Annotated in this window: 21 protein-coding genes and 1 pseudogene; 16 read left to right on the forward strand and 6 right to left on the reverse strand. The window is 37.1% G+C overall.

Annotated features, from left to right (window positions below; translation table 11 throughout):
* The coding region (locus AWW78_RS10535) for a hypothetical protein (protein ID WP_047134343.1) at positions 1–665 on the forward strand (665 nt) is incomplete at its 5' end.
* A gap of 73 nt (positions 666–738) precedes the next feature.
* A complete protein-coding gene (locus tag AWW78_RS04485; protein ID WP_047134344.1) occupies positions 739–1,323 on the forward strand; it encodes a heavy-metal-associated domain-containing protein in 585 nt (194 codons plus the stop codon).
* A 37-nt stretch (positions 1,324–1,360) separates the two neighbouring features.
* Here the strand turns inward: AWW78_RS04485 and AWW78_RS04490 are convergent, their stop codons facing one another.
* Positions 1,361–2,725: a GWxTD domain-containing protein gene (locus tag AWW78_RS04490; RefSeq protein ID WP_075426101.1), complete on the reverse strand. Its 1,365-nt coding sequence runs from the start codon at positions 2,723–2,725 to the stop codon at positions 1,361–1,363.
* 133 nt (positions 2,726–2,858) lie between these two features.
* Here AWW78_RS04490 and AWW78_RS04495 point away from each other — a divergent pair, with 133 nt between their 5' ends.
* The 14 genes from AWW78_RS04495 (at position 2,859) to AWW78_RS04560 (ending at position 14,818) form a co-directional block, all read left to right on the forward strand.
* Entirely contained in the window at positions 2,859–3,629 is a 771-nt protein-coding gene (locus AWW78_RS04495) for an RsmE family RNA methyltransferase (RefSeq protein WP_159420985.1), read from the forward strand.
* A gap of 25 nt (positions 3,630–3,654) precedes the next feature.
* Positions 3,655–4,146 carry an ATP-binding cassette domain-containing protein gene (locus tag AWW78_RS04500; protein ID WP_218059846.1) on the forward strand — a complete coding sequence of 164 codons (492 nt, stop codon included), beginning with the start codon at positions 3,655–3,657 and terminating at the stop codon, positions 4,144–4,146.
* Positions 4,103–4,399 (forward strand): ABC transporter ATP-binding protein, encoded by a 297-nt coding sequence (locus AWW78_RS04505; protein WP_075426103.1) that lies wholly within the window; start codon positions 4,103–4,105, stop codon positions 4,397–4,399. The genes AWW78_RS04500 and AWW78_RS04505 overlap by 44 nt, the downstream gene beginning before the upstream one ends.
* A gap of 12 nt (positions 4,400–4,411) precedes the next feature.
* Positions 4,412–5,983 carry an aldehyde dehydrogenase family protein gene (locus AWW78_RS04510; protein ID WP_075446941.1) on the forward strand — a complete coding sequence of 524 codons (1,572 nt, stop codon included), beginning with the start codon at positions 4,412–4,414 and terminating at the stop codon, positions 5,981–5,983.
* 338 nt (positions 5,984–6,321) lie between these two features.
* On the forward strand, positions 6,322–6,987 hold the full coding sequence (locus AWW78_RS04515) for a potassium channel family protein (RefSeq protein ID WP_075435831.1): 666 nt from the start codon (positions 6,322–6,324) through the stop codon (positions 6,985–6,987).
* 36 nt (positions 6,988–7,023) lie between these two features.
* Positions 7,024–7,695, forward strand: a complete 672-nt coding sequence (locus AWW78_RS04520; RefSeq protein WP_047134346.1) for a heavy metal response regulator transcription factor — start codon at positions 7,024–7,026, stop codon at positions 7,693–7,695.
* Between the two features lie 2 nt (positions 7,696–7,697).
* Positions 7,698–9,128, forward strand: a complete 1,431-nt coding sequence (locus AWW78_RS04525; RefSeq protein WP_075426105.1) for a sensor histidine kinase — start codon at positions 7,698–7,700, stop codon at positions 9,126–9,128.
* Positions 9,129–9,242: 114 nt separating this feature from the next.
* Complete coding sequence (locus tag AWW78_RS04530) at positions 9,243–9,464, forward strand: hypothetical protein (protein ID WP_047134347.1); 222 nt, start codon at positions 9,243–9,245, stop codon at positions 9,462–9,464.
* Between the two features lie 164 nt (positions 9,465–9,628).
* Entirely contained in the window at positions 9,629–10,501 is an 873-nt protein-coding gene (locus tag AWW78_RS04535; protein WP_159420983.1) for a cobalamin-binding protein, read from the forward strand.
* A 13-nt stretch (positions 10,502–10,514) separates the two neighbouring features.
* A complete protein-coding gene (locus tag AWW78_RS04540; RefSeq protein ID WP_082349234.1) occupies positions 10,515–11,174 on the forward strand; it encodes a deoxynucleoside kinase in 660 nt (219 codons plus the stop codon).
* Positions 11,175–11,777 (forward strand): 3'-5' exonuclease, encoded by a 603-nt coding sequence (locus AWW78_RS04545; protein WP_047134348.1) that lies wholly within the window; start codon positions 11,175–11,177, stop codon positions 11,775–11,777.
* Complete coding sequence (locus AWW78_RS04550; protein WP_047134349.1) at positions 11,774–12,397, forward strand: GNAT family N-acetyltransferase; 624 nt, start codon at positions 11,774–11,776, stop codon at positions 12,395–12,397. The genes AWW78_RS04545 and AWW78_RS04550 overlap by 4 nt, the downstream gene beginning before the upstream one ends.
* On the forward strand, positions 12,394–14,559 hold the full coding sequence (locus AWW78_RS04555; RefSeq protein ID WP_047134350.1) for a hypothetical protein: 2,166 nt from the start codon (positions 12,394–12,396) through the stop codon (positions 14,557–14,559). Before AWW78_RS04550 ends, AWW78_RS04555 begins: the two co-directional genes overlap by 4 nt.
* Positions 14,540–14,818 carry a hypothetical protein gene (locus tag AWW78_RS04560; protein WP_047134351.1) on the forward strand — a complete coding sequence of 93 codons (279 nt, stop codon included), beginning with the start codon at positions 14,540–14,542 and terminating at the stop codon, positions 14,816–14,818. The genes AWW78_RS04555 and AWW78_RS04560 overlap by 20 nt, the downstream gene beginning before the upstream one ends.
* Here the strand turns inward: AWW78_RS04560 and AWW78_RS04565 are convergent.
* The 5 genes and pseudogenes from AWW78_RS04565 to pruA form a co-directional block, all read right to left on the reverse strand.
* Complete coding sequence (locus AWW78_RS04565; protein ID WP_047134352.1) at positions 14,768–15,433, reverse strand: hypothetical protein; 666 nt, start codon at positions 15,431–15,433, stop codon at positions 14,768–14,770. The two genes, AWW78_RS04560 and AWW78_RS04565, sit on opposite strands and share 51 nt — an antisense overlap.
* On the reverse strand, positions 15,411–17,069 hold the full coding sequence (locus AWW78_RS04570; RefSeq protein ID WP_047134353.1) for an acyl-CoA carboxylase subunit beta: 1,659 nt from the start codon (positions 17,067–17,069) through the stop codon (positions 15,411–15,413). The genes AWW78_RS04565 and AWW78_RS04570 overlap by 23 nt, the downstream gene beginning before the upstream one ends.
* Before the next feature lie 10 nt (positions 17,070–17,079).
* Positions 17,080–17,739, reverse strand: a complete 660-nt coding sequence (gene rpiB, locus AWW78_RS04575; RefSeq protein WP_082349235.1) for a ribose 5-phosphate isomerase B — start codon at positions 17,737–17,739, stop codon at positions 17,080–17,082.
* A gap of 64 nt (positions 17,740–17,803) precedes the next feature.
* On the reverse strand, positions 17,804–18,979 hold the full coding sequence (gene sucC, locus AWW78_RS04580) for an ADP-forming succinate--CoA ligase subunit beta (protein WP_047134354.1): 1,176 nt from the start codon (positions 18,977–18,979) through the stop codon (positions 17,804–17,806).
* A gap of 24 nt (positions 18,980–19,003) precedes the next feature.
* Positions 19,004–20,558: pseudogene (pruA, locus tag AWW78_RS04585) on the reverse strand (L-glutamate gamma-semialdehyde dehydrogenase).
* Positions 20,559–20,572: the final 14 nt, after the last annotated feature.

The raw sequence follows: 20,572 nt of genomic DNA on the forward strand, positions 1-20,572 counted from the left end.
CAAGTTTATATCAGTTTGGTCATCCAGATAAAAAACATTGGCTTAAAAGTGTAACTGATGTCAAGGAGATTAACTCGGAGGCAAGTTCATTTTATAACAACGCGGATAAATCAATTGTCATAAGGGATTATGTTTTAATTGACGGGGAAGAGCATCTTATACCTGAATATGTTCCGATACCAATTGATTTGGTGCTTCATGAATTAGTTCATCACATTCAATATTTAACGGGTGGCACGGGTAGTTGGGAATTATTCTATGAGGGTTGGACTGAAGTGATGATAAATCTCATCACAGGAGATTACCTTGATAAAACATATAGAAAGGAAACAGCGCTTTCATTCTCTCTTGCGGTTGTTTTTTCCGGAAGTGAGGTAAACGCAATAAATACGATCCGTCGCTATCATACTCATACTAAGAAAAATCTCTACATTTTAAGTTTGCTGCGCAAAAGTAAACTTCTTGCTGGGACTGGACTTCAGCCTAAGAAGTTTCTTGATATGCTCAATGAATCGCTTGATGTCACGCAATTTGAGTTTCTCCAAGGGAGGATGAAATTGTATAGCTTTTCATCCTACCGGAATATGCTCGAAAGATTACGCAAAGCTCTTCTTGTAAACCATATTGAGGTTTTCCCAAAACGGAATGAAATTTACAATTTCTAACTTTAGTCGGAACTAAAGGATAGGAAAGGGTGGTTTTAATTTTAAAATTAAAAACAAAAGGAAAGGTGAACCGATGAAGAAAGTAACTTCGCTCTTGCTATTTGTTTTTTTAGTTCTAAGCATTGGTATTTCTCAAGATAAATCAACTACTGTGAAATTTAAAGTTAAGGGGGTTACGTGCGATTATTGCCTGGAAGAGGTAAAAGAGGCATTGATTAATGTTAGTGGTGTTAATTCTGTTGAGTTTGAGGAGACGAATTTCAATAAAAGTTATGGTTTTGTCAAAGTTAGTTATAATCCGGATCGCGTTGGGGTTGATAAGCTTGCCGAGGCAGTGAGCGAAGCTGGTTTTGAGACGGATTTAAAGCAAGGGGAAAGGAAAACTGCAAAAGTTGAGGGAACGGCGGTGAAGATAAATGTTAAGGGAATTGAATGTGGGGGTTGTGTTAAGTCAGTTGAAAATTCGCTTAAAAAGGTTGAAGGTGTGAAAAGTGTTGAATTTGAAAAGAAGGATTACAAGAAGAAGTTCGGAGTGGTTAAAGTTGTTTATGATCCTGAAAAAGTTAAAGTGACCGAGCTTGAAGACGCAATTGTAAAAGCTGGGTTTACCACAAATGACAAGAAACCTGAGAAAAGTCGTAAGGAAATGGAGCATTAAGATAAAATGGGGCACCTTTATGGTGCCCTTTTTAGTTTCAGTTTGGAGCTATGTGTATGCGCCAGTTATCGTCTCTTATCTCATTTCGCTTCGTTGAATGAACAAGTATATAATCTGAAAATCCCGATTTATCGACGAATACAAATTCGACGCCTCCCTCGATATTGTGGTAATACCATATCTCATACGGTTTGCTATCTACCTCGCTTGGGTGTCTTTCGTATTCATCAGGTGGGCCATACATAATGTAAACTCTCCCTCTGTCCGTTTTCCAACCCTCTTTATTTCCAACGCTGAAGTGTTGGTTTGCGTATTCAACTCTTTTGAAATATTCGATTTTCATTTCGTTGATAGGTGTGCTTTTATCGGGATCTCTTTTTACCCAAAAATCGGCAAGGAATTTTCGTTTGGCGTCTTCACCTTTTAGTTGTTTATATCTGTTAATTTCTTCCGGCGTTGCGATGTATCGTGCCATTGCAAATTCTTTATCGAGTTCAGTTTCGCTCATCCCAGCATATTCGGATGTAAGGTCGTATCCTTTTGCGATTTGAAATGTATCAGTTGGTGTTATATTCGGGTTGTAGATATAAAATCTTTTAATTGAGCTTACGCCTTTATTTTTGCTCGTGTCAATTGCAGTTAAAACAAAGCGATATGTTCCTGATGGAAGATTGGATAAGTTGACAGTTCCAGCTTCAACGATAGCGTTTGCTGCCGTCTTCATTCTCAATTTTTTCCCGCTTTTGACTACATTGCCGAACGAGTCATAAATTCTCCATTCGACTACATATTTATCTGCATCGATTGTGTTGATATTATAAATTTCCGCATAGTAGTAAAGTACTGGTAAGCCAAGACCATAAATTAAGCTTGGATTTGGTATAACTTCAAATGTGTTTTTATAAAAGATGCTTTCCTTATTGTTTGATTGGTAAATATTTGAGCAAAGTTCAACGTCGCTTAGCCATAGTTTATTTTCTGGCACTGGATTTATTAATGCAGGTATTATGAGGCTGTCAAATCGTGAGAAATCGTTAAGGTCTCGTGCTATTAAAATAAATTGATATTTGCCAGGTTCAATAAGGAAAGCAGTAGCGCCGATCAAATTTTTATTTGGATCAATTTCGCTTGTATCTTTAATTTCAATTGGAATTTTCCATGCCTTGCCTTGAATTATGCTATCTTCTTGGGGGCGTTTCAGCAAAACCTGGATTACCAGTCCACCCTTAAAAGTGTTCCCATCTTTTACGAGCTTGAGTTGTTTATGCTGAAACGAATAATAGATTTCAACATAGTTTCGTGAAGCGTCATATTTAAAGGATGCATAATCAGCGTTTATCCGCAGTGGGTTTTGCCCCAAAAGTTGTGAGGCAATTAATAATGCCACTAAAACTTTGAGCATGACTTGGTAAAGGTTTATGTTTTATATCCGAAGTTATTTTAGCCAAATTTTAGAAAATTATCAAGTTATTTTTAGTGACCAACATTTGATTGGAAAGGTTAAAAAAGTTAATTTTAACAAAATAAAAAATTCCATGCCGGTAATGGAAAGTTTTTACATTGAGCCTGGGAATATAAAGAATGGTTTCGGTAAGGTCGTGGGTGATGAGTTCTTTCACCTTGTGCGCGTTTCAAGAAAAAGAAAGGGGGAATTGATATATCTCTTTGATGGCACTGGAAAAATTTATACAGCAAGAATTGTGGATATAGGTCGTGATAAAGCCGAGTGCGAGATAATTTCAGAAGATTTTATGAGAGGGGAGGTAGATGAGAATGTAGCTATTGCCCAGGCGATTTTGAAAAATTTGGAAAGGTTTGAGTTTGCTCTTGAAAAGTTAACAGAACTTGGGGTCAAACATATTATCCCACTTATAACCGAGCGCGTAGTTCCAGCTAAATCACCAAAAGATATCTCTCGAAATAAAATAGAGAGATGGAAAAAGATAATTCTTTCAGCTTGTAAACAATCAAACCGTGCTTTAATACCAGAACTTTCAGAACCAATTAGTTTTGAAAGTTTTATCCTTACATCGGAGATGTATGAAAAGAAAATCATTTTACACGAAGGGGCTAACTTTAAAAGTTCCTTGTTTTATGATTACATTGGGCAGTTGGGAGATATAAGTTCTATCTTGATTGCAGTTGGACCGGAGGGTGGTTTCACTGATGAAGAGGTTGAATTGGCAGTTAAATCCGGATTTGATGTCGTCTCGCTTGGGGAAAGGAGATTGCGTTCGGAAACAGCAAGCATTATTGGATTAGGAATATTTATGCAATTTTTAATTTCAAAAAAATCCAATAAGTAAATTGGAGAAAGTAAAGACAAAAAATTTGAAAAAGTATTTTTATGTCTGGGGGAAAGTTATAAAAGCAGTGGATGGCGTTGATATTTCAATTAATGGGGGTGAAATATATGCTCTTATTGGCGAGTCCGGAAGCGGTAAATCAACGCTTGGTAAATTAATCTTAAAGTTGCTCGAACCGGACGAAGGAGAGATTTTCTTTGATGGTGTTAACATAACTAATTTTACTAAGGAGATGATGCGACCTTTTAGACGAAAGATGCAAATGATCTTTCAAGACCCGTACACAACTTTTAATCCTATTTATAAAATTGGGACTCAAATTTTTGAGGTTGTCAAGTTTCACAAAGTTGTTGAAAGCTCAATGGTTGAAGACTATGTGGTTCAGTTGATGCGAATATTAACGCTTCATCCTGATATACTAAGAAAATATCCTTTCCAATTGAGCGGGGGGGCAACTTCAACGTTGTGCCATAGTGAGGGCAATTTCTTTACAGCCGGAATTTTTAATTTGCGATGAAATTGTCTCTGCCCTTGATGTCTCAATACAAGTTCAAATCATAGAACTTTTAAAGGTTTTGAAAAATGAATTTAATTTGACGGTTTTGTTTATCACTCACGATATTGGAGTTGCGAAAAGAATTGCGGATAAAGCTATGGTGATGTGGGCTGGAAAAATAGTTGAATCGGGATCGATTGAGAAGATATGTTATGAGCCAGAGCATGAATATACAAAGAAGTTGATAAACTCAGTTTTAAGCATAAAAATATAGATGGACTTTAAAATGAAGTTGAAATCGATTAACCCGGCAACGCTTGAAGTCATATCTGAAATTGAAACGACCCCTGTCGATGAGGTTTTTGAAATTTCTGTAAGGGCGCGAGAAGCGTTTAAGAAATGGTCAAATACCACAATTGATGAGAGGTTGAAACTTTTGAAGAACGCTCGAGAGATTCTCTATAAAAATCAGGATGAGATTGCGAAATTGATAACTCTTGAGAATGGAAAACCGATACTTGAGTCCTATTCAATGGAAATTTTCCCAACGCTTGATCTATTTGATTTTTACATTAAAAATTCAAAGAGAATTTTAAAGCCCAAAAAAGTTCGATCTCAAATACCTTTGTTCTGGGTTAAAAGCAATTACATTCATTTCGAACCACTCGGGGTTGTGGCTGTGATATCTCCTTGGAATTATCCATTGCTTCTTCCGATTGCCCCAATTATATCTGCACTTGTTGCTGGCAATTGCGTTATATTTAAACCTTCGGAATATACAAGTTTAATTGGTTTAAAAATTTACGAAATTTTTAAGGAGGCTGGTTTTCCAGAAGGTGTCTTCAACATCGTGATCGGCTTGGGCGATGTCGGGGAGGCACTTGTTAATTCGCAGGTTGATAAAATCTCATTTACGGGAAGCACAAAGACAGGTAGGATTATAATGCAAAATGCAGGTAAAAAACCGATACCAGTGACGCTTGAACTCGGTGGGAAAGATCCGATGATAGTTTTTGATGATGTTGATATTGAGCTCGTTTCAAGCGCAGCTGTGTGGGGAGCTTTTGCAAACGCTGGGCAAACATGTGTCTCTGTCGAGGTTTGCTATGTTCATGAGAAAATTTTTGAAGATTTTGTTGAAAAAGTTGTTCAAAAGACCAAAAAGTTAAAAATTGGCAACGGGCTTGATCCAGATGTTGAAATTGGTCCTATAAACAATGAAAGACAGCTCAAAATCATTGAAAATCAAATTCAAGATGCGGTCTCAAAAGGCGCAAAAATTTTAACAGGTGGGAAGAGAATTTTCCCGAAGGATAAAAACGGTAATGAATTAAAAGGTTACTTCTTTGAGCCAACTGTTTTAGTGGATGTTAACAATTCAATGCTTCTCATGAAGGAAGAAACCTTTGGTCCTGTTTTGCCAATCATTAAGTTCAAGGATGAGGATGAAGTAGTTGAAATGGCAAATTCCAGCGAATACGGCCTTTCGGCGAGCGTGTGGACGAGAAATAAGAAAAGGGCTAAGGAAATGGTGGAGAAAATCAAATCCGGTTCTGCTCTTGTAAATGAGTGCATAGTTCATTATGGTGATGCGAAAGCGCCGTGCGGTGGTGTTAAGTCGAGCGGATTTGGAAGGGTTCACTCTGAATTTGGGCTTTATGACATGGTAAATATAAAGTTTGAAAGCTTTGATTTTATCTCCCCATATAGACTGTGGTGGTTCGGATACGATGAAAAACTTTTGGAAACGATTAAAAATGCCGTGAACTTTCTTTATTCCCCATCACTTGTTCAGAGGATAAAGTCAGTACCGGGTCTTGTTCTAAATTTATTTAGAAAGGAAGAAGGCAGAATATAAAAATCAAAATGAATTAGTGTAGTTTAAATGTGGTGCGGTTGATTCAAGGTATATGGGTTGGGGTATTGAGAAAATTGTGAGAATTAACTAAATTTTTTTAAAAATTTTTGAGGGAGATAGATGCCGGAAAACTTTAAGTACATTTTGATAGTGAAACTTATTGAACAGAGCAGGCAATGCTTGGAAAGTTGCTCAAGGTGTATGTAGTATGTAGTTAGATAATATTTGTTAAAAAATAAATTAATGGGATGTTTAGAAATCTATTAAAAGTCTCTCGCCTTGTTCTTACTGCAATTTTGTCACCGTTGGTTTTTCTCATTCTATTTTTTGTGGTTTCAATGGTTATTTACAAACATCTTGAGAAGGATATATCTTGGGTTGATGCTTTTTTCTGGATAACTCATCCGCACGCTATATCTGAAGATAGGAGAGATTTAACCAAGATATTTGCGTTTATTGTTTATGTTGGGATTTTTTTCTTTCAAGTTTGGTTTATTGAGAGAATCCTTGTGAACATATTCAGTGGTGAATTAAAAACACTTTGGAGGAAGCGTATGAGTGAGGTTGCAATTTCAAAAATGAAAAATCATTATATAATCTGCGGATATGGTCAGGTTGGAAGAACAGTTGTTGATGAACTTATAAAATTAAATCTGCCTTTTGTTTTGATTGAAATGAATGAAAGCATTGTGAAAGAATTGTTGAGGGAGGGGATAAATGCGATTCAAGGGGATGCGAGGAGAAGGAGCGTGCTTTTGAGCGCGGGGATTGAGAAGGCAAAGTTTATATGTACATTGATTGACAATGACGCCGATAACCTTTACATAACGATAACTGCGAAGATGTTAAATCCAAATATAAAGGTGATCTCAAGAGCTGGGAATTTAAGATATGCCGAGGCGATGAAGGGAGCTGGTGCGGATGAAGTTATAGTTCCTGAATATGAAGGAGGAATGGTTGTCGGAAGGATTATTTCAAGATATGAAAAACTAAAAGAACTGTAAGTAAACAGATTTTAAATAAAAGCGCTGAATTAACCGATGAAAATACTTTTGATAGAAGATGAGAAAAAAGTGGCAAGTTTCATAAAGCGTGGGCTTGAGGAAGAATTTTTTACTGTTGATGTTGCATATGATGGTGAAAAGGGTGAATTTATGGCTTTAACATCTGAATACGATTTAATAATTCTTGATATACTTTTGCCGAAGAAAAATGGACTTGATGTTTTGAAAAGTTTGAGAGCGAATAAAATTAACACACCAATTTTAATTTTAACTGCAAAAGGTTCTATTGAAGACAAAGTCGAAGGATTAAACCTTGGGGCGGATGATTACCTTACAAAGCCATTTGCATTTGCTGAACTGCTTGCCAGAGTTAGAACACTTTTACGAAGAGCATCTTCTGAAAAATCAAACATAATAAAGGTTGCAGATCTTGAGCTTGATATCGTTAAACACACCGTGAAGCGTGGAGACAAAATAATTGACCTAACAGCGAGGGAGTTCGCTTTGCTTGAGTATATGATTCGTAATAAAGGGAGAGTTTTGACGAGAACTATGATAGCAGAGCATATTTGGGATTATCATTTTGATACTGGTTCAAACATCATTGATGTTTATATCAGAAGATTGAGGAAGAAAATCGATGAAGGTTTTTCGAAAAAATTGATCCATACAATTCGTGGCGTTGGTTATACAATAAAGGAACAATAGATATGTTTAGTTCAATTAAATTTAAACTCGCCATTCTTTATTCACTTGCCTTAATTTTAACGCTCGGAATTTACGGGATTTTTGCTTATTACTACACAAGAAAAAATTTGTTGGATGGGCTGGACAACTCCCTTCGTTCCGAGGTGAAATGGATTAGGGATGCCATTGAACCTAAGGTATCTAACTTTGAAATCTCGATACCAGAAACGGGGGAGCAAAATGAAACTTCGGTTGATTCAACGCTCGAGGATGAAATATGGAATATCATTTATGAGCACTCTTTGCTGAGCTCAAAGAAACAATTTATTCAGATAAAGCATGAAAATGGCAGGGAAATTTACAGGTCTTTAAGTCTGGGCTCGCTTGACCTACCGATAGATTCGGTTTCAACAGTGGAGGGCGAAATTACCTTAACTACATGTAAGCTTAATCTTCACAAGATTAGATTGGCTGTTTTAAAATCAAAGTATCTAACCATAGGTGTTGCATATCCGCTTGAGGAGATAAATCATGCTTTATCGAATTTGTTTAGAATTTTAATACTGCTTGCTCCTTTGGCTCTTTTGGTTTCAATAGTCGGTGGAGTTTTTCTCGCTGGTCGTTCTCTAAAGCCAGTCGATCACATTGTCAAAATTGCAAATGAAATAACTGCAGGAAATTTAGATAGAAGAATTCCTGAGCCAAAATCAAATGATGAGATAGCGAGGCTGATAAAAACTTTAAATAACATGATTGAGCGTCTTGACAAATCTTTCAAGCAGATGAAACAGTTTTCAGCTGATGTCTCTCATGAGCTTAAAACTCCATTAACGATAATTCGTGGAGAAATTGAGCTTGCCATCTCGGGGAAAAAGAAATCCAGCGAATTGAAAAAGACGCTTATAAATATACTTGATGAGGTCGTTCGACTTTCAAATATGGTTGAGAACTTATTAATGCTTTTTAAATCGGACACGGGTCAGGTTAACCTTAATTTTAAAGAAGTTAACATAGCTGAGCTTATAAAAGATTTACTTGAAGATATTGACATACTTGCGGAAGAAAAAGGAATTAAAGTTGAAGCTGAACGACTTGATGAGGCGATCGTGCTTGGTGATGAGATAAGGTTGAAGCAATTATTTTTAAATTTAATTGACAATGCCATAAAGTATAATAAAAGTGGTGGTAGGGTTACGATTTCCATTGTGAGAGAAAATAACTTTGTGAATGTATCAATTGCTGATACAGGCATTGGGATTCCAAAGGATGAGATTAATTTGATATTTGAAAGATTTTATCGTGTTGATAAGACGAGGACTAGAGATACTGGTGGAACAGGGCTTGGCTTATCAATTGCAAAATCAATAGCGGAGTCGCATAATGGAAGGATAGAAGTTGAAAGTGAGCTTGGTAAGGGAAGCAAGTTTAGTGTTATTTTGCCAGCGCTACCGTGAGAGGGGGATTGTGAGGAAAATGAAAAAAGTTTAATTTTCTTTTCATCTTCGTTTAATGTTGGGTTTGTAAATTTAATTGCAAAAAATTTTTAAAAACAAAATAAAGGCTTAAAAATGAAGCGCTTAATTCTCTTAGCGGTCGCATTAATTTTCGGTCTAAATGTTGCAGTTTTTGCACAGCAAGCCCAGCAAACTCAGCAACCGACGAAGCCAGCGGTAACGGAGCAGAAAAAAGCTCCAGCTGACACAACAAAGAAAGCTGAGAAAAAGGAAAAGACTGTGAAGAAAGCGAAGAAAGTTAAGAAACAGCCAAAGAAAGAGGGAGAGCAGAAGTAATCTTTTTCTTGGGGGCGAGATTCAATCTCGCCCCTTTGATAGTGCAACTTCCCCTTATACACCCAGCCAGCTCATCATATCTTTAAACCAACCCTTAAATGAAAAATTTGTCATATTCACTCGATTTTTATATTTTTTCAAATAAAAAGTTGAATTGGAGATTAATGCGCCGTCATCTTAAGTTAATTCTTCTTATACTTTACATTGCAACTCAGCTTTTCGCACAGATAAAGGTTTATGATGACCTTGGTAGGGAAATTGAGCTAGATTCACCAGCACAAAGGATCGTCTCGCTTGCGCCAAGTATAACTGAAACTCTCTTTTTTCTTGGTGTTGGTGATAGAGTTGTTGGGGTTACAAGATACTGTAATTTTCCGCCAGAAGCTAAATCTAAAACTATAGTTGGTGGAGTTATCGATCCCAATTATGAAGTTATCGTTTCACTTAAGCCCGAACTTATCATAATGACGGTTGAAGGGAACACGCGCGAGGCGTTTGAGAAGCTATCGAATCTTGGTTTTAAAATTTTCGTAACAAATCCAAGAAATTTTGATGGTATCTTTAAGACAATTATTGATATTGGAAGGTTGTGTGGTGTTGAATCAAGAGCAAATTTTTTAGTCGATAGTTTGAAGAAAGAACTTGAAAGGGTGAAAAAAGTTAACAGTGGGGGAACAAAGCCTAAAATCTTTGCAATTCTTTCACTTAACCCACTTATGACTGCTGGAAAAAATACTTTTATAAACGAGATAATAAAAAACGCTGGTGGAATTAATGTGGGCGAAAATTTGAAACAAAATTACCCTATATTTAGCAGAGAGGAAGTTTTGAAAGTTAATCCCGATATTATAATTTTAACTGATCCAAATATTGGCAAGGATGAACTTTTAAAGATGTTTCCAGAGTGGAAGTATATAAAGGCAGTGAAGGAGAACAAAATTTTTAAAGTTGATCCAGATATTTTACTTCGCCCTTCTCCAAGGGTTGTGATTGCGGTGAAAGTCATTGGGCAGTTGATAAATAAATTTTCAAAATAAAATCAAAGGTTACATGAAAAAGGACAAAGTGTTTGTTGCGGTTGCGGGAAATATTGGCTCAGGGAAATCATCTCTGACCAAGCTTTTGAGTGAATATTTCGGGTGGAAAGCATATTATGAATCGGTTGATGATAATCCGTATCTTGATGATTTTTACAAAGATATGAGGCGATGGTCGTTTAATTTGCAGATTTATTTTCTTTCAAAAAGATTTAAAGATCACATGGAAATCGTGAACTTGCCATATTCGGTGATTCAAGATAGATCAATTTATGAAGATGCTGAAATCTTTGCCAGAAATCTTTACGAGATGGGCAATATGGATGAACGAGATTATAGAAATTATGTTGAACTTTTCAATATAATGACGAGCTTTCTAAAACCACCTGATCTTATCATTTATCTTCGTGCAAATGTTGACACTTTAGTTAAGCAAATAAAACTTCGTGGCAGGACATTTGAGCAAAACATTCCTCGTGAATACCTTGAGCAACTTAATAAACATTATGAGGATTGGGTTGCAAGGTATAATCTCGGTCGAATGTTGATACTTGAAACGGATGAAATTGATTTTGTAAATGATAAGAACGACTTTGGCAAGGTTGTTGAGATAGTAACCAAAGAACTTGAAAAACTTGGGTATGATGTTAAAAACAAAATATTTCAAAGGTGAATGAAATATCTTGTGATCGATGTTGAATCGACGGGGCTTGAGCCCGGATATCATGAGATAATTCAACTCGGTGCTTGTCTATTCGACGAAAACTGGAATGAGCTTGGCACTTTTTTAACAAATGTATATCCCATTCATGAAGATAGGTTTTCAATTCCTGCGATGGGAATTCATCAACTTTCACTTTACGATTTGAAGGATGCTCCAATGATTTATGATGTGATCCCGAAATTTGAATCTTGGATTCTTAGAACCCTTAAGAAACCTGAAACAGCGAGAGGTGTTTTGAGAGAATTGACGCTATGTGGGCAAAGTGTGACATTTGATATAAATTTTTTGCATTTTGCATATCGAGAAGCAAAATATGAGTGGCCATTTTCAAGCAGGGTGCTTGACCTTCACATACTCGCTTTTTATTATTTCACGATTTTGAAAAATAACAACATGCCAACGCCGAAGTCGCTAAGTTTGGATGGAATCGCTGAATACTTTGGGCTTAAGCGAAAATCCGAAGGTCACAACGCACTTGAAGATGCCTTGATAACTGCAAAATGTATCGCAATTATAATGAATGAATCAAAGAAATTTAAAATTCAACCATGATAAGAGTTCATGACATAGTTTTGAAAGGGGAAAAGACCCTGCTTCGTCCGTTTACACCTGACGACCTTGAGATGGCTTTTAAGTGGAACAACGATCCACTTGTCCTTGAAGCGGAGGGAGAGCCGGAACATACATGGGATGAGGTCGTTGAGGTTTATGAATATCTTTCGAACAATGGTTTTCTTTTTATAATTGAAGCAGTGGATCTTCCAGAACCAGAGCCAATTGGGGAGATTTGCCTTCTTTACGATAATGATTACGAACGACTTGGCGTTGAAGATAAAAACGAAGTTATCTATTGTGTCCCAACCCTTATCGGTAAACCGCAGTACTGGGGCAGGGGGTACGGGAAAGATGCTATAAAAACAGTTTTAAAGTTTGCTTTTGAAGTTATGGGTGCTGATAGAGTTTTTGCAACGGATATCTTCTCGTTCAGCGAAAGATCAATTCGCCTTTTTAATTCACTTGGATTTGACGAGGTGAGAAGAGATAAGAACAGGATTTACTATAGGGGCAGATATTACGATATAGTTGACTTCTGTATCACAAGGGACAAGTATTTCCTTTTAAATAAGAGCTTCGCTGGAAATCAAAATTTTCCAGATAAAGGTGGTAAATGAAGATTGCATTTTTGATTGACTCTGAACCGACGCAAGAGCAACTCCAAGCGTATAAATGGGTCAGGGCAAGGACTGGGTGTGCTTTCCCGGTTGAAATTGAAAAAATTTTTGAGACGAATTTAGATGATTTCAATATAATTTGGTGGCACTACGATAAAAACTTGGCACTTCCAGAAATAGCTGATGGTGAAAGATTCAAATCAATTATTTTTAATTTTTTTAAACGTGGAGGAAATTTGCTTTTAACTTTATCTGCGGTGAAACTTTTAAACAAAATTCAAATTGAGCCTGTTGAACCTGATTTTGAAAATTTTGAAGTTGATTTCACTTCGATAGCCCCACGGGGTTTTGTCTCATTTTTGGGACATCCAGTCTTTCGGAAACTTCAAAATGGAGTTAACACTTATCTTCAACGACAAGGGGATAGACTTTTAACGATTGCTTATGTAAAACGAACTCCAGGAAAGCTTAGAGTTGTCGGTGTTGAAAAATTGGGTGGTGAGATAAATCCAGAGAAAAAAATTTTATTCGAATTTGAAGATAACGGACGAGTTATAGCAATTGGTGGAAATGTTTATTTTTCAGCAGTTGAGAATCCATTTTTTTATAACCTTGATCGTCTTGTCTTAAATTCGCTTTTATATCTTAATAATCCGAGAAAATTTCCTGAGCCTAAGACATATTGGTGCTTTTATGACGGAGTTAAGCAAGTCAAGTTAAGCATTGAAGATAAAGCCTTAAGAACTGCGCAGAAAAAAATTGGCGAGAAGGACACGGGGCTTTTTGTTGGGGGTTATGATTATTTCCTTGTGCAGGGCAGGGGAATTTTTGCGAAGGTTTCAAAAAGTGGCATGGAACAAGTATCGATCTTCCCTTTTCAATTTGTTGAGTATTTGAAAATTTTTTTGAAAAGTGATACTAAGTTACATCCAGCTCAAGATGTCAAAGTTATATTTAAACCAGAGGCTGTGGTTCGTGAGTTTGAAATTGAATCGATAAAATTTAGAGAGAAAATTTTTTCGCACCCGAAAAAATCTGTAATGGTTTTAAATCTCTTGACGACATCAAAAGATGATTTTGAAATTTGTTTTGATGTCAGGATTTCACCGAAAATTTTAAACTTGTCTGTCGTGAAATTTAGAAATTTTTACTTTAGTTATGAAGAAAAGTTGAAAGCCGTCTATGTGTTTAACAACGCTCTCTTTTCACTTTTTGTTGGAAGCTCAAGAAAGCCAGAAGCAGTTGAATTTGAAAGCGATGGAGATGGCTTGAATGTTAAGGTTTTCTATAAAATTTCAGCTGGGATCGATAAAGCGTTTAATTTTTGCGTCGCTGGGAGAGTAAAACATCCACAATCGGATGAAAATGTTATAGTGAGATCAAAAGAGATTTATAAATTTGCTTTAAGGTTTCCCCATAAAGTGTTCAAAGAAAATTTTAAGGTAGTTAAAGACACATTTAGAAAGCGTTTGATCATTTTTACTCCAGATGAAGAGCTGAACAAGAGTTTTAAACTTGCGATATCTATTATTCCTAAGTTTGCAAAAAGTGTGAAAACGCTCGGAAATTTTTGGATGGATGGTTTCAATGGATGTAGTGTTAATTTAAAGAAAGTTTTTTCTGCTCTTCCCGTGTTGTTAAAAATTGGAGAGTATGAAATCGTTAGGGATACGCTTGAGTTTGTGGGAAGATATATGGACATAAGGGGGGAAATACCATCAAAGTTTTCGTTTTCTGGGGTTTTTGAGTATGAAGATGAAGAGTTAAAATGGAATTATGTAAAAATTTGTGCAGATTACCTGCGGTATTCAAAAGATAAACTTTTTGCAAAGTTTACATGGGGAAGGTTGAAAAAGATGGTTAAGCGAGATAAGGAAATAAGAATCAAAAAAGATATTGTTGATTCACTGCTTTTGTTTGCGAAAGTTGTTAAAGATGAGGAATGGGTTAATATGTTGGGTGAATTAAAGGTTGAAGAATCGAACGAAAAAAATTTACAGGGGGATGATTCTGTAAAAGATGCTTTTAATGTTAACTCTGGCTTATCTATCAGCAAGTTTATCGATGTGGTTTTGTCGAGGTATTGCATTTTTGATGTTAATTCTTTTGATAAGAAAGTTTATATTTCGCCTTTGATTGAAGATGGATGGGGATTTTTTTGAGATAAGGAATTTAAGGGTGCAGAATATGAGGATAAATGTCTTTATGAAAAGGGAGGACAACTATGTTGTTTTCTCATTTGAAAAGGGAGATATTCCAGAAATTAAAATCGTTTTTGAACCGAGATTTTGGAGAAAGATTACAGTTGCACAAGTGTTGGTGGATAATAAGCAGGTGCAAGATTTTGAATTTGACGGTGAGAAGGTGAAGTTAGAATTTCCTTTTAGATTTAAGAAGGAAATAAAGATCTTTTTCGATTGAATCTTTTGTGAAAAATCTCGATGGGAGCAAGTAGGGATTTTTATGAAGCAAGAACCCAAAGTTTTGTCCTAATCTATTTGCAATTATATCTCGTTCGTCTCGGACAAGGCTTAAGCCAATTTTTTCACCTTCTTCGATTAAAATTCCGATTTTATCAGCGGTTTTCTTCCCAGCATTTTTGTATGCAATGTAAGCCGAGAAAAAGAAATGTTGGAGTTTGTCTCTGTCATCAATTGTGTCGGATAAAATTTTTGATGGTAGATTTGAGATTCTCTTTTTAAATTTTTCATCACTTTCTGAAGTTAAAATTATCGGGATCTTTAAACCAAGGATTGGGATTTTGAATTTTATCACTTTGTGATCAAGTGTTGCGAAACCGCAGACAAGGAGTGCATCTTCGATGTCGTAATTACATAACACCAATGATTTTTTGTAAATCAGATCAATTGTGCAAACGTCGCCAAGTTTTTCTTTAAGTGTTTTGAAATCTTCGCTTCTTATGAAGTCACGAAGTTTATGAACTTGATAAATTTTATTGTCAAGTAGAGATTGGGCATTTGAATATGAAAGGAAAAACAGAATGATGAAAAGTTTAAGTTTGAATAACGCCGACATTGAATTTGGGTATATACGGGTTATTGTTTGCTATTTCAATTCCACGGGAGATGATTTTTCTCGTTTCAACAGGGTCAATTATTCCATCTACCCAAAGTCGAGCTGCGGCGAAGAGTGGTTCCATTTCTCTTTCGTATCTTTCTTGAATCTCTTTCAAGAGTTTTTCTTGCTCTTCTTTTGTTATAATTTTTCCTTCTTTTTCCATTTGTGAAAGTTTTATGCTTAACAATGTTTCACTTGCTTGTTTTCCACCCATCACCGCAATTTGGGCTGTTGGCCATGCGAATATGAACCTTGGGTCGTAAGCTTTTCCACACATTGCGTAATTTCCTGCCCCGAAGCTATTTCCGATAATAAATGTGAATTTAGGGACTGTGCTGTTTGCAACAGCGTTTACCATTTTAGCGCCATCTTTTATGATCCCGCCCCATTCTGCTCTTTTCCCAACCATGAAACCCGTGACATCTTGAAAGAAAACGAGAGGAATTCTCTTTTGGTTGCAGTTCATTATAAATCTTGCAGCTTTATCAGCGCTGTCAGAGTAGATGACTCCGCCGACCTGCATTTCACCAAGTTTTGTTTTGACGATCGATCTTTGGTTTGCAACAATCCCGACAGCCCAACCATCAATTCTTGCATAAGCACAGATTAATGTCTTCCCGTAACCAGCTTTATATTCATCTATTTCGCTGTCATCGACTATCCTTGCGAGGACTTCATACATATCGTAGGGTCTTGTAATATCTTTCGGTATTATGCCGTAGATTTCATATGGATCATATTTTGGAGGTCGTGGTTCAATTCTGTTGAAATTTGCCTTTGGGGTTTCACCAAGTTTTGAGATTATGCTTCGTATTGTTTCAATTGCTTCTTCATCATTTTTACATTTGTAATCTGTCACTCCGCTTATTTCGCTGTGAACGGTTGCACCGCCGAGTGTTTCAATGTCAATTTCTTCACCAATTGCAGCTTTTACCAAGTGCGGTCCGGCAAGGAAGACGCTGCCAGTGCCTTCAACTATTAGAGCTTCATCGCTCATAATCGGAAGATAAGCCCCACCAGCAACGCATGGTCCCATAATAGCAGCAATTTGTGGTATCCCCATTGAAGACATTATGGCGTTGTTCCTGAAAATTCTACCGAAATGTTCTTTATCTGGAAAGATTTCGCTTTGCAATGGCAGAAAAACACCCGCCGAGTCAACCAGATAAACGATCGGTATTCGGTTTTCCATCGCAATTTCCTGTGCTCTCAAGTTCTTCTTACATGTTATCGGAAACCATGCACCAGCTTTAACTGTAGCATCATTTGCAACGATTACGACATCACGTCCGTGAATTTTTCCAATCCCGACCACAACTCCAGCTGATGGTGCACCACCGTATTCTTCGTACATTCCATAGGCAGCGAATAAACCAATTTCAAGAAATTCGCTTCCCGGATCGATAAGTTTTTGAATTCGTTCCCTTGCGGTTAATTTCCCCCTTTTATGATGTTTTTCGATCGCGTCCTTACCGCCACCGAGTTTTATCTGTTCAGCCTTCGCGTTTAAAATTCTTAACAAATTTTTCATGTTATCTTCATTCTCAAAGAAGGCTTTATCCTTCTTTATCGGATTTCCAATTGCTTTTGGCATTTTTAAAAGTTCATTTTTGCTTTAGATATTTTTTCTCGATTTCAACAATTTTGTTTAACCTTTGTAAATGTCTTCCACCACCAAAATTTGTTTCAAGAAAAGTTTTTGTTATCTCTTTTGCAAGCTCGTTTCCAATTACCCTTGCCCCGATGGTGAGAATGTTCGCATCATTATGCTCTCGGCTGATTCTTGCAATAAACTCGTTGTGACAACATGCTGCTCTTATACCCGGAACCTTATTCGCAACTATTGACGATGCAACGCCTGTGCCGTCGATTACTATTCCACGCCATGCTTTTCCCGATACAAGCGCATAAGCCACCGCATATGCGAAGTCGGGATAATCAACCGGTGTTTCTGAATTTGTTCCTAAATCAAGAACTGAGTAACCAAGATCTGAAATGAATTTTTTTAATTCTTCTTTCAGTTTGAAACCAGCATGGTCGCTTGCAATTGCGACGATTTTCTTACCATCTGCTTTTGGCTCAGGCTTTAATGGATAATTAAGTTTTTGAGCTGTTTCTTGCTTTTCTATAAACTTAACTTTGAGTTGAAGAGCTTTGTCCCTTGCCGAAGGTGTTACAATCGTATTTTTATCAATTTCAATTTCCGTTTTCCCCTGATTGAAAAAATCAACGACTGTTTTTTCAGTTATAAGCTTTTTGGGCATTTCTTAAAAGCGTAATTTAAAGTTTTTAAAAAGGGAGGGCATTGATACCCTCCCAAATTTTTGCTTAATTGATTCCAAGCTCTTTTAAGACATTGACGACTTTCTCAGCTGCATCTTTAAAGCCATTTGCAACGATAAAATTAAGACCAGATTCTTTCAAAATTTTAGCTCCTTCCTCTGCGTTTGTCCCCTCAAGTCGCACAACCACAGGAACATTTACACCAACCTTTCGTGCAGCTTCAACGACTCCTTGTGCGACGCGATCGCATCGAACAATTCCACCGAATATGTTTATGAGTATTGCTTTAACATTTGGGTCGGAAAGAATTATCCTAAATCCTTGTTCAACTGTTTCTGCTTTTGCACCGCCTCCAACATCAAGAAAGTTTGCTGGTTCTCCACCAGCAAGTTTTATCAAGTCCATCGTTGCCATCGCAAGACCTGCACCATTGACCATACATCCAACGTTTCCCTTCAAACGAATATAGTTGAGATTGTATTTCGATGCTTCAACTTCAAGTGGGTCCTCTTCATCGATATCTCTCATTTCAACTATTTCTGGATGCCTGAATAACGCGTTGTCATCAAAGTTCATCTTTGCATCGAGGGCGAGAACCTGTCCATCCGTTGTAAGTACGAGTGGGTTAATTTCAGCAAGTGAAGCGTCAGTTTCTTCATAAGCTTTGTAAAGGGCGAGAAGAAATTTGACCGCATTTTTAAACGCCTCACCATCAAGTCCAAGCCCAAATGCAAGTCTTCTCGCCTGGTATGGCATGAATCCGACTTTAGGGTCGACATACTCTTTTAAAATTTTTTCAGGACTTTCAGCAGCGATTTGCTCGATTTCAACTCCACCCTCGCTTGATACCATGACAACATTTCTTGAAGTGCTTCTGTCAAGCGTTATACCAACATAAAGTTCCTTTTGAATGCTTAAACCTTGTTCAACAAGAACCTTTTTAACGATTTTTCCTTCTGGACCTGTTTGATATGTTACAAGCTTTGCTCCAAGCATATTTTTCGCGTGTTCGTAAACTTCATCGTAACTTCTTGCGAGTTTTATCCCGCCTGCTTTCCCTCTTCCACCCGCATGAATTTGGGCTTTTACAACCCAGACATTGCCACCTATTTCTTTTGCCACTTCAACGGCTTCCTCAGGTGTGAAGGCGACGCGACCTTTGGGAACGGCAACGCCGAATTTTTTCAGGATTTCCTTTGCTTGATATTCGTGTATTTTCATTTAAGTGCGGTTTTTGTTTTTAACTCATTTGATTTTTTCAGATATTGCTTTTCCTTGCAAAAAGAGCAAGAGATAATCAGGACCACCAGCTTTTGAATCAGTTCCGCTCATATTGAATCCGCCAAAAGGATGCACGCCGACAATTGCGCCTGTGCATTTGCGATTTATGTAAAGATTACCAACATGGAAAAGTTTCTTTGCTTTTTCGATTTTCTTTCGATTCTTTGTATAAACTGAGCCCGTCAAACCATATTCAGTGTCATTTGCAATTTCAATTGCATGGTCAAAATCTTTTGCTTTTATAACTGCAAGCACGGGACCGAAAATTTCTTCTTGAGCAATTCGCGCATGAGGATCAACATCAGCGAAGATTGTTGGCTTAATGTAATAACCTTCATCTTGGCGTACCGCTTCTCCACCTGTCAATAATTTACCTTCGGATTTTCCAATTTCAATGTATGAAAGGATTTTCTGTTGAGCTCCTGCATTTATTACAGGTCCGACTGGATAATTTTCTTTAGCAGGTCCTATTTCAAGTTTTTCGGTTTCAGCAACGAGTTTTTCAACAAATTTATCATAGACGCTTTCAACAACGATCGCTCTTGAACAGGCAGAACACTTTTGACCTTGATAGCCAAATGCTGAAACCACAACTCCTTTAACTGCTGCGTCAAGGTCTGCTTCATTATCAACAATTATTGCATCTTTTCCGCCCATTTCAGCGATTACGCGCTTGAGCCATTTTTTGTCCAGGTTGAACTTTTGAAGCGAGTTCATATATATGGATTCCAACTTCTTTTGAACCCGTGAAAGCTACAAATCTTGTCTTTGGATGTGCAACTAATGTATCGCCAACGCTTGAACCAGGACCAGTGATAAAATTAAGAACACCATCGGGAAGTCCTGCTTCTTTCATCAACTCGTAAAACTTTGCTCCAATGACTGGTGAATCGCTCGATGGCTTTAGTACAACTGTGTTTCCAGTCACAAGAGCTCCAACCGTCATTCCAAGCAAAATTGCAAGCGGAAAGTTCCATGGTGGGATCACAGCACCTGCGCCAAGCGGAATGTAAACCATTTCATTCTTTTCGCCTGGATATTTGACAACTGGGGCCCCTTTCGCATAGTGAAGCATCCAGCGGGTGTAATATTCAAGATAATCAATTGCCTCAGCTACATCAGCGTCAGCTTCAGCCCAATTTTTCCCAACCTCAAAAACTTGCCATGCTGCAAATTTAAATTTTCTTTTACGCAATAGCTGCGCAGCTTTTAACATAATTTTTGCTCTATATTCAGGTTTAGTCATGCTCCATTCTTTGAAGGCTTCATTTGCTACCTCGATTGCTTTGTTTGCAAGTTCAGCATTACCTTTTTGTAGAATACCAACGATTTGATCTTTCTTCGACGGATTATAAGAGTAAAACTTCTCATTGGTTTTGATCCTTTCACCACCGATTATGATATCGTATTCTTTTCCAAGTTCGCTCTCAACTTTTGCGAGAGCTTTTTCCATCTTTTTGCGATTCTCAGGTTTCGAGAAATCGGTAAAAGGTTCATTTTTAAAGCGAGGCAATTTCATTTTTCCCTCCAAGA

This window comes from Candidatus Kryptonium thompsonii (assembly GCF_001535985.1).
GTDB classification, from domain to species: Bacteria; Bacteroidota; Ignavibacteria; order Kryptoniales; family Kryptoniaceae; genus Kryptonium; species Kryptonium thompsonii.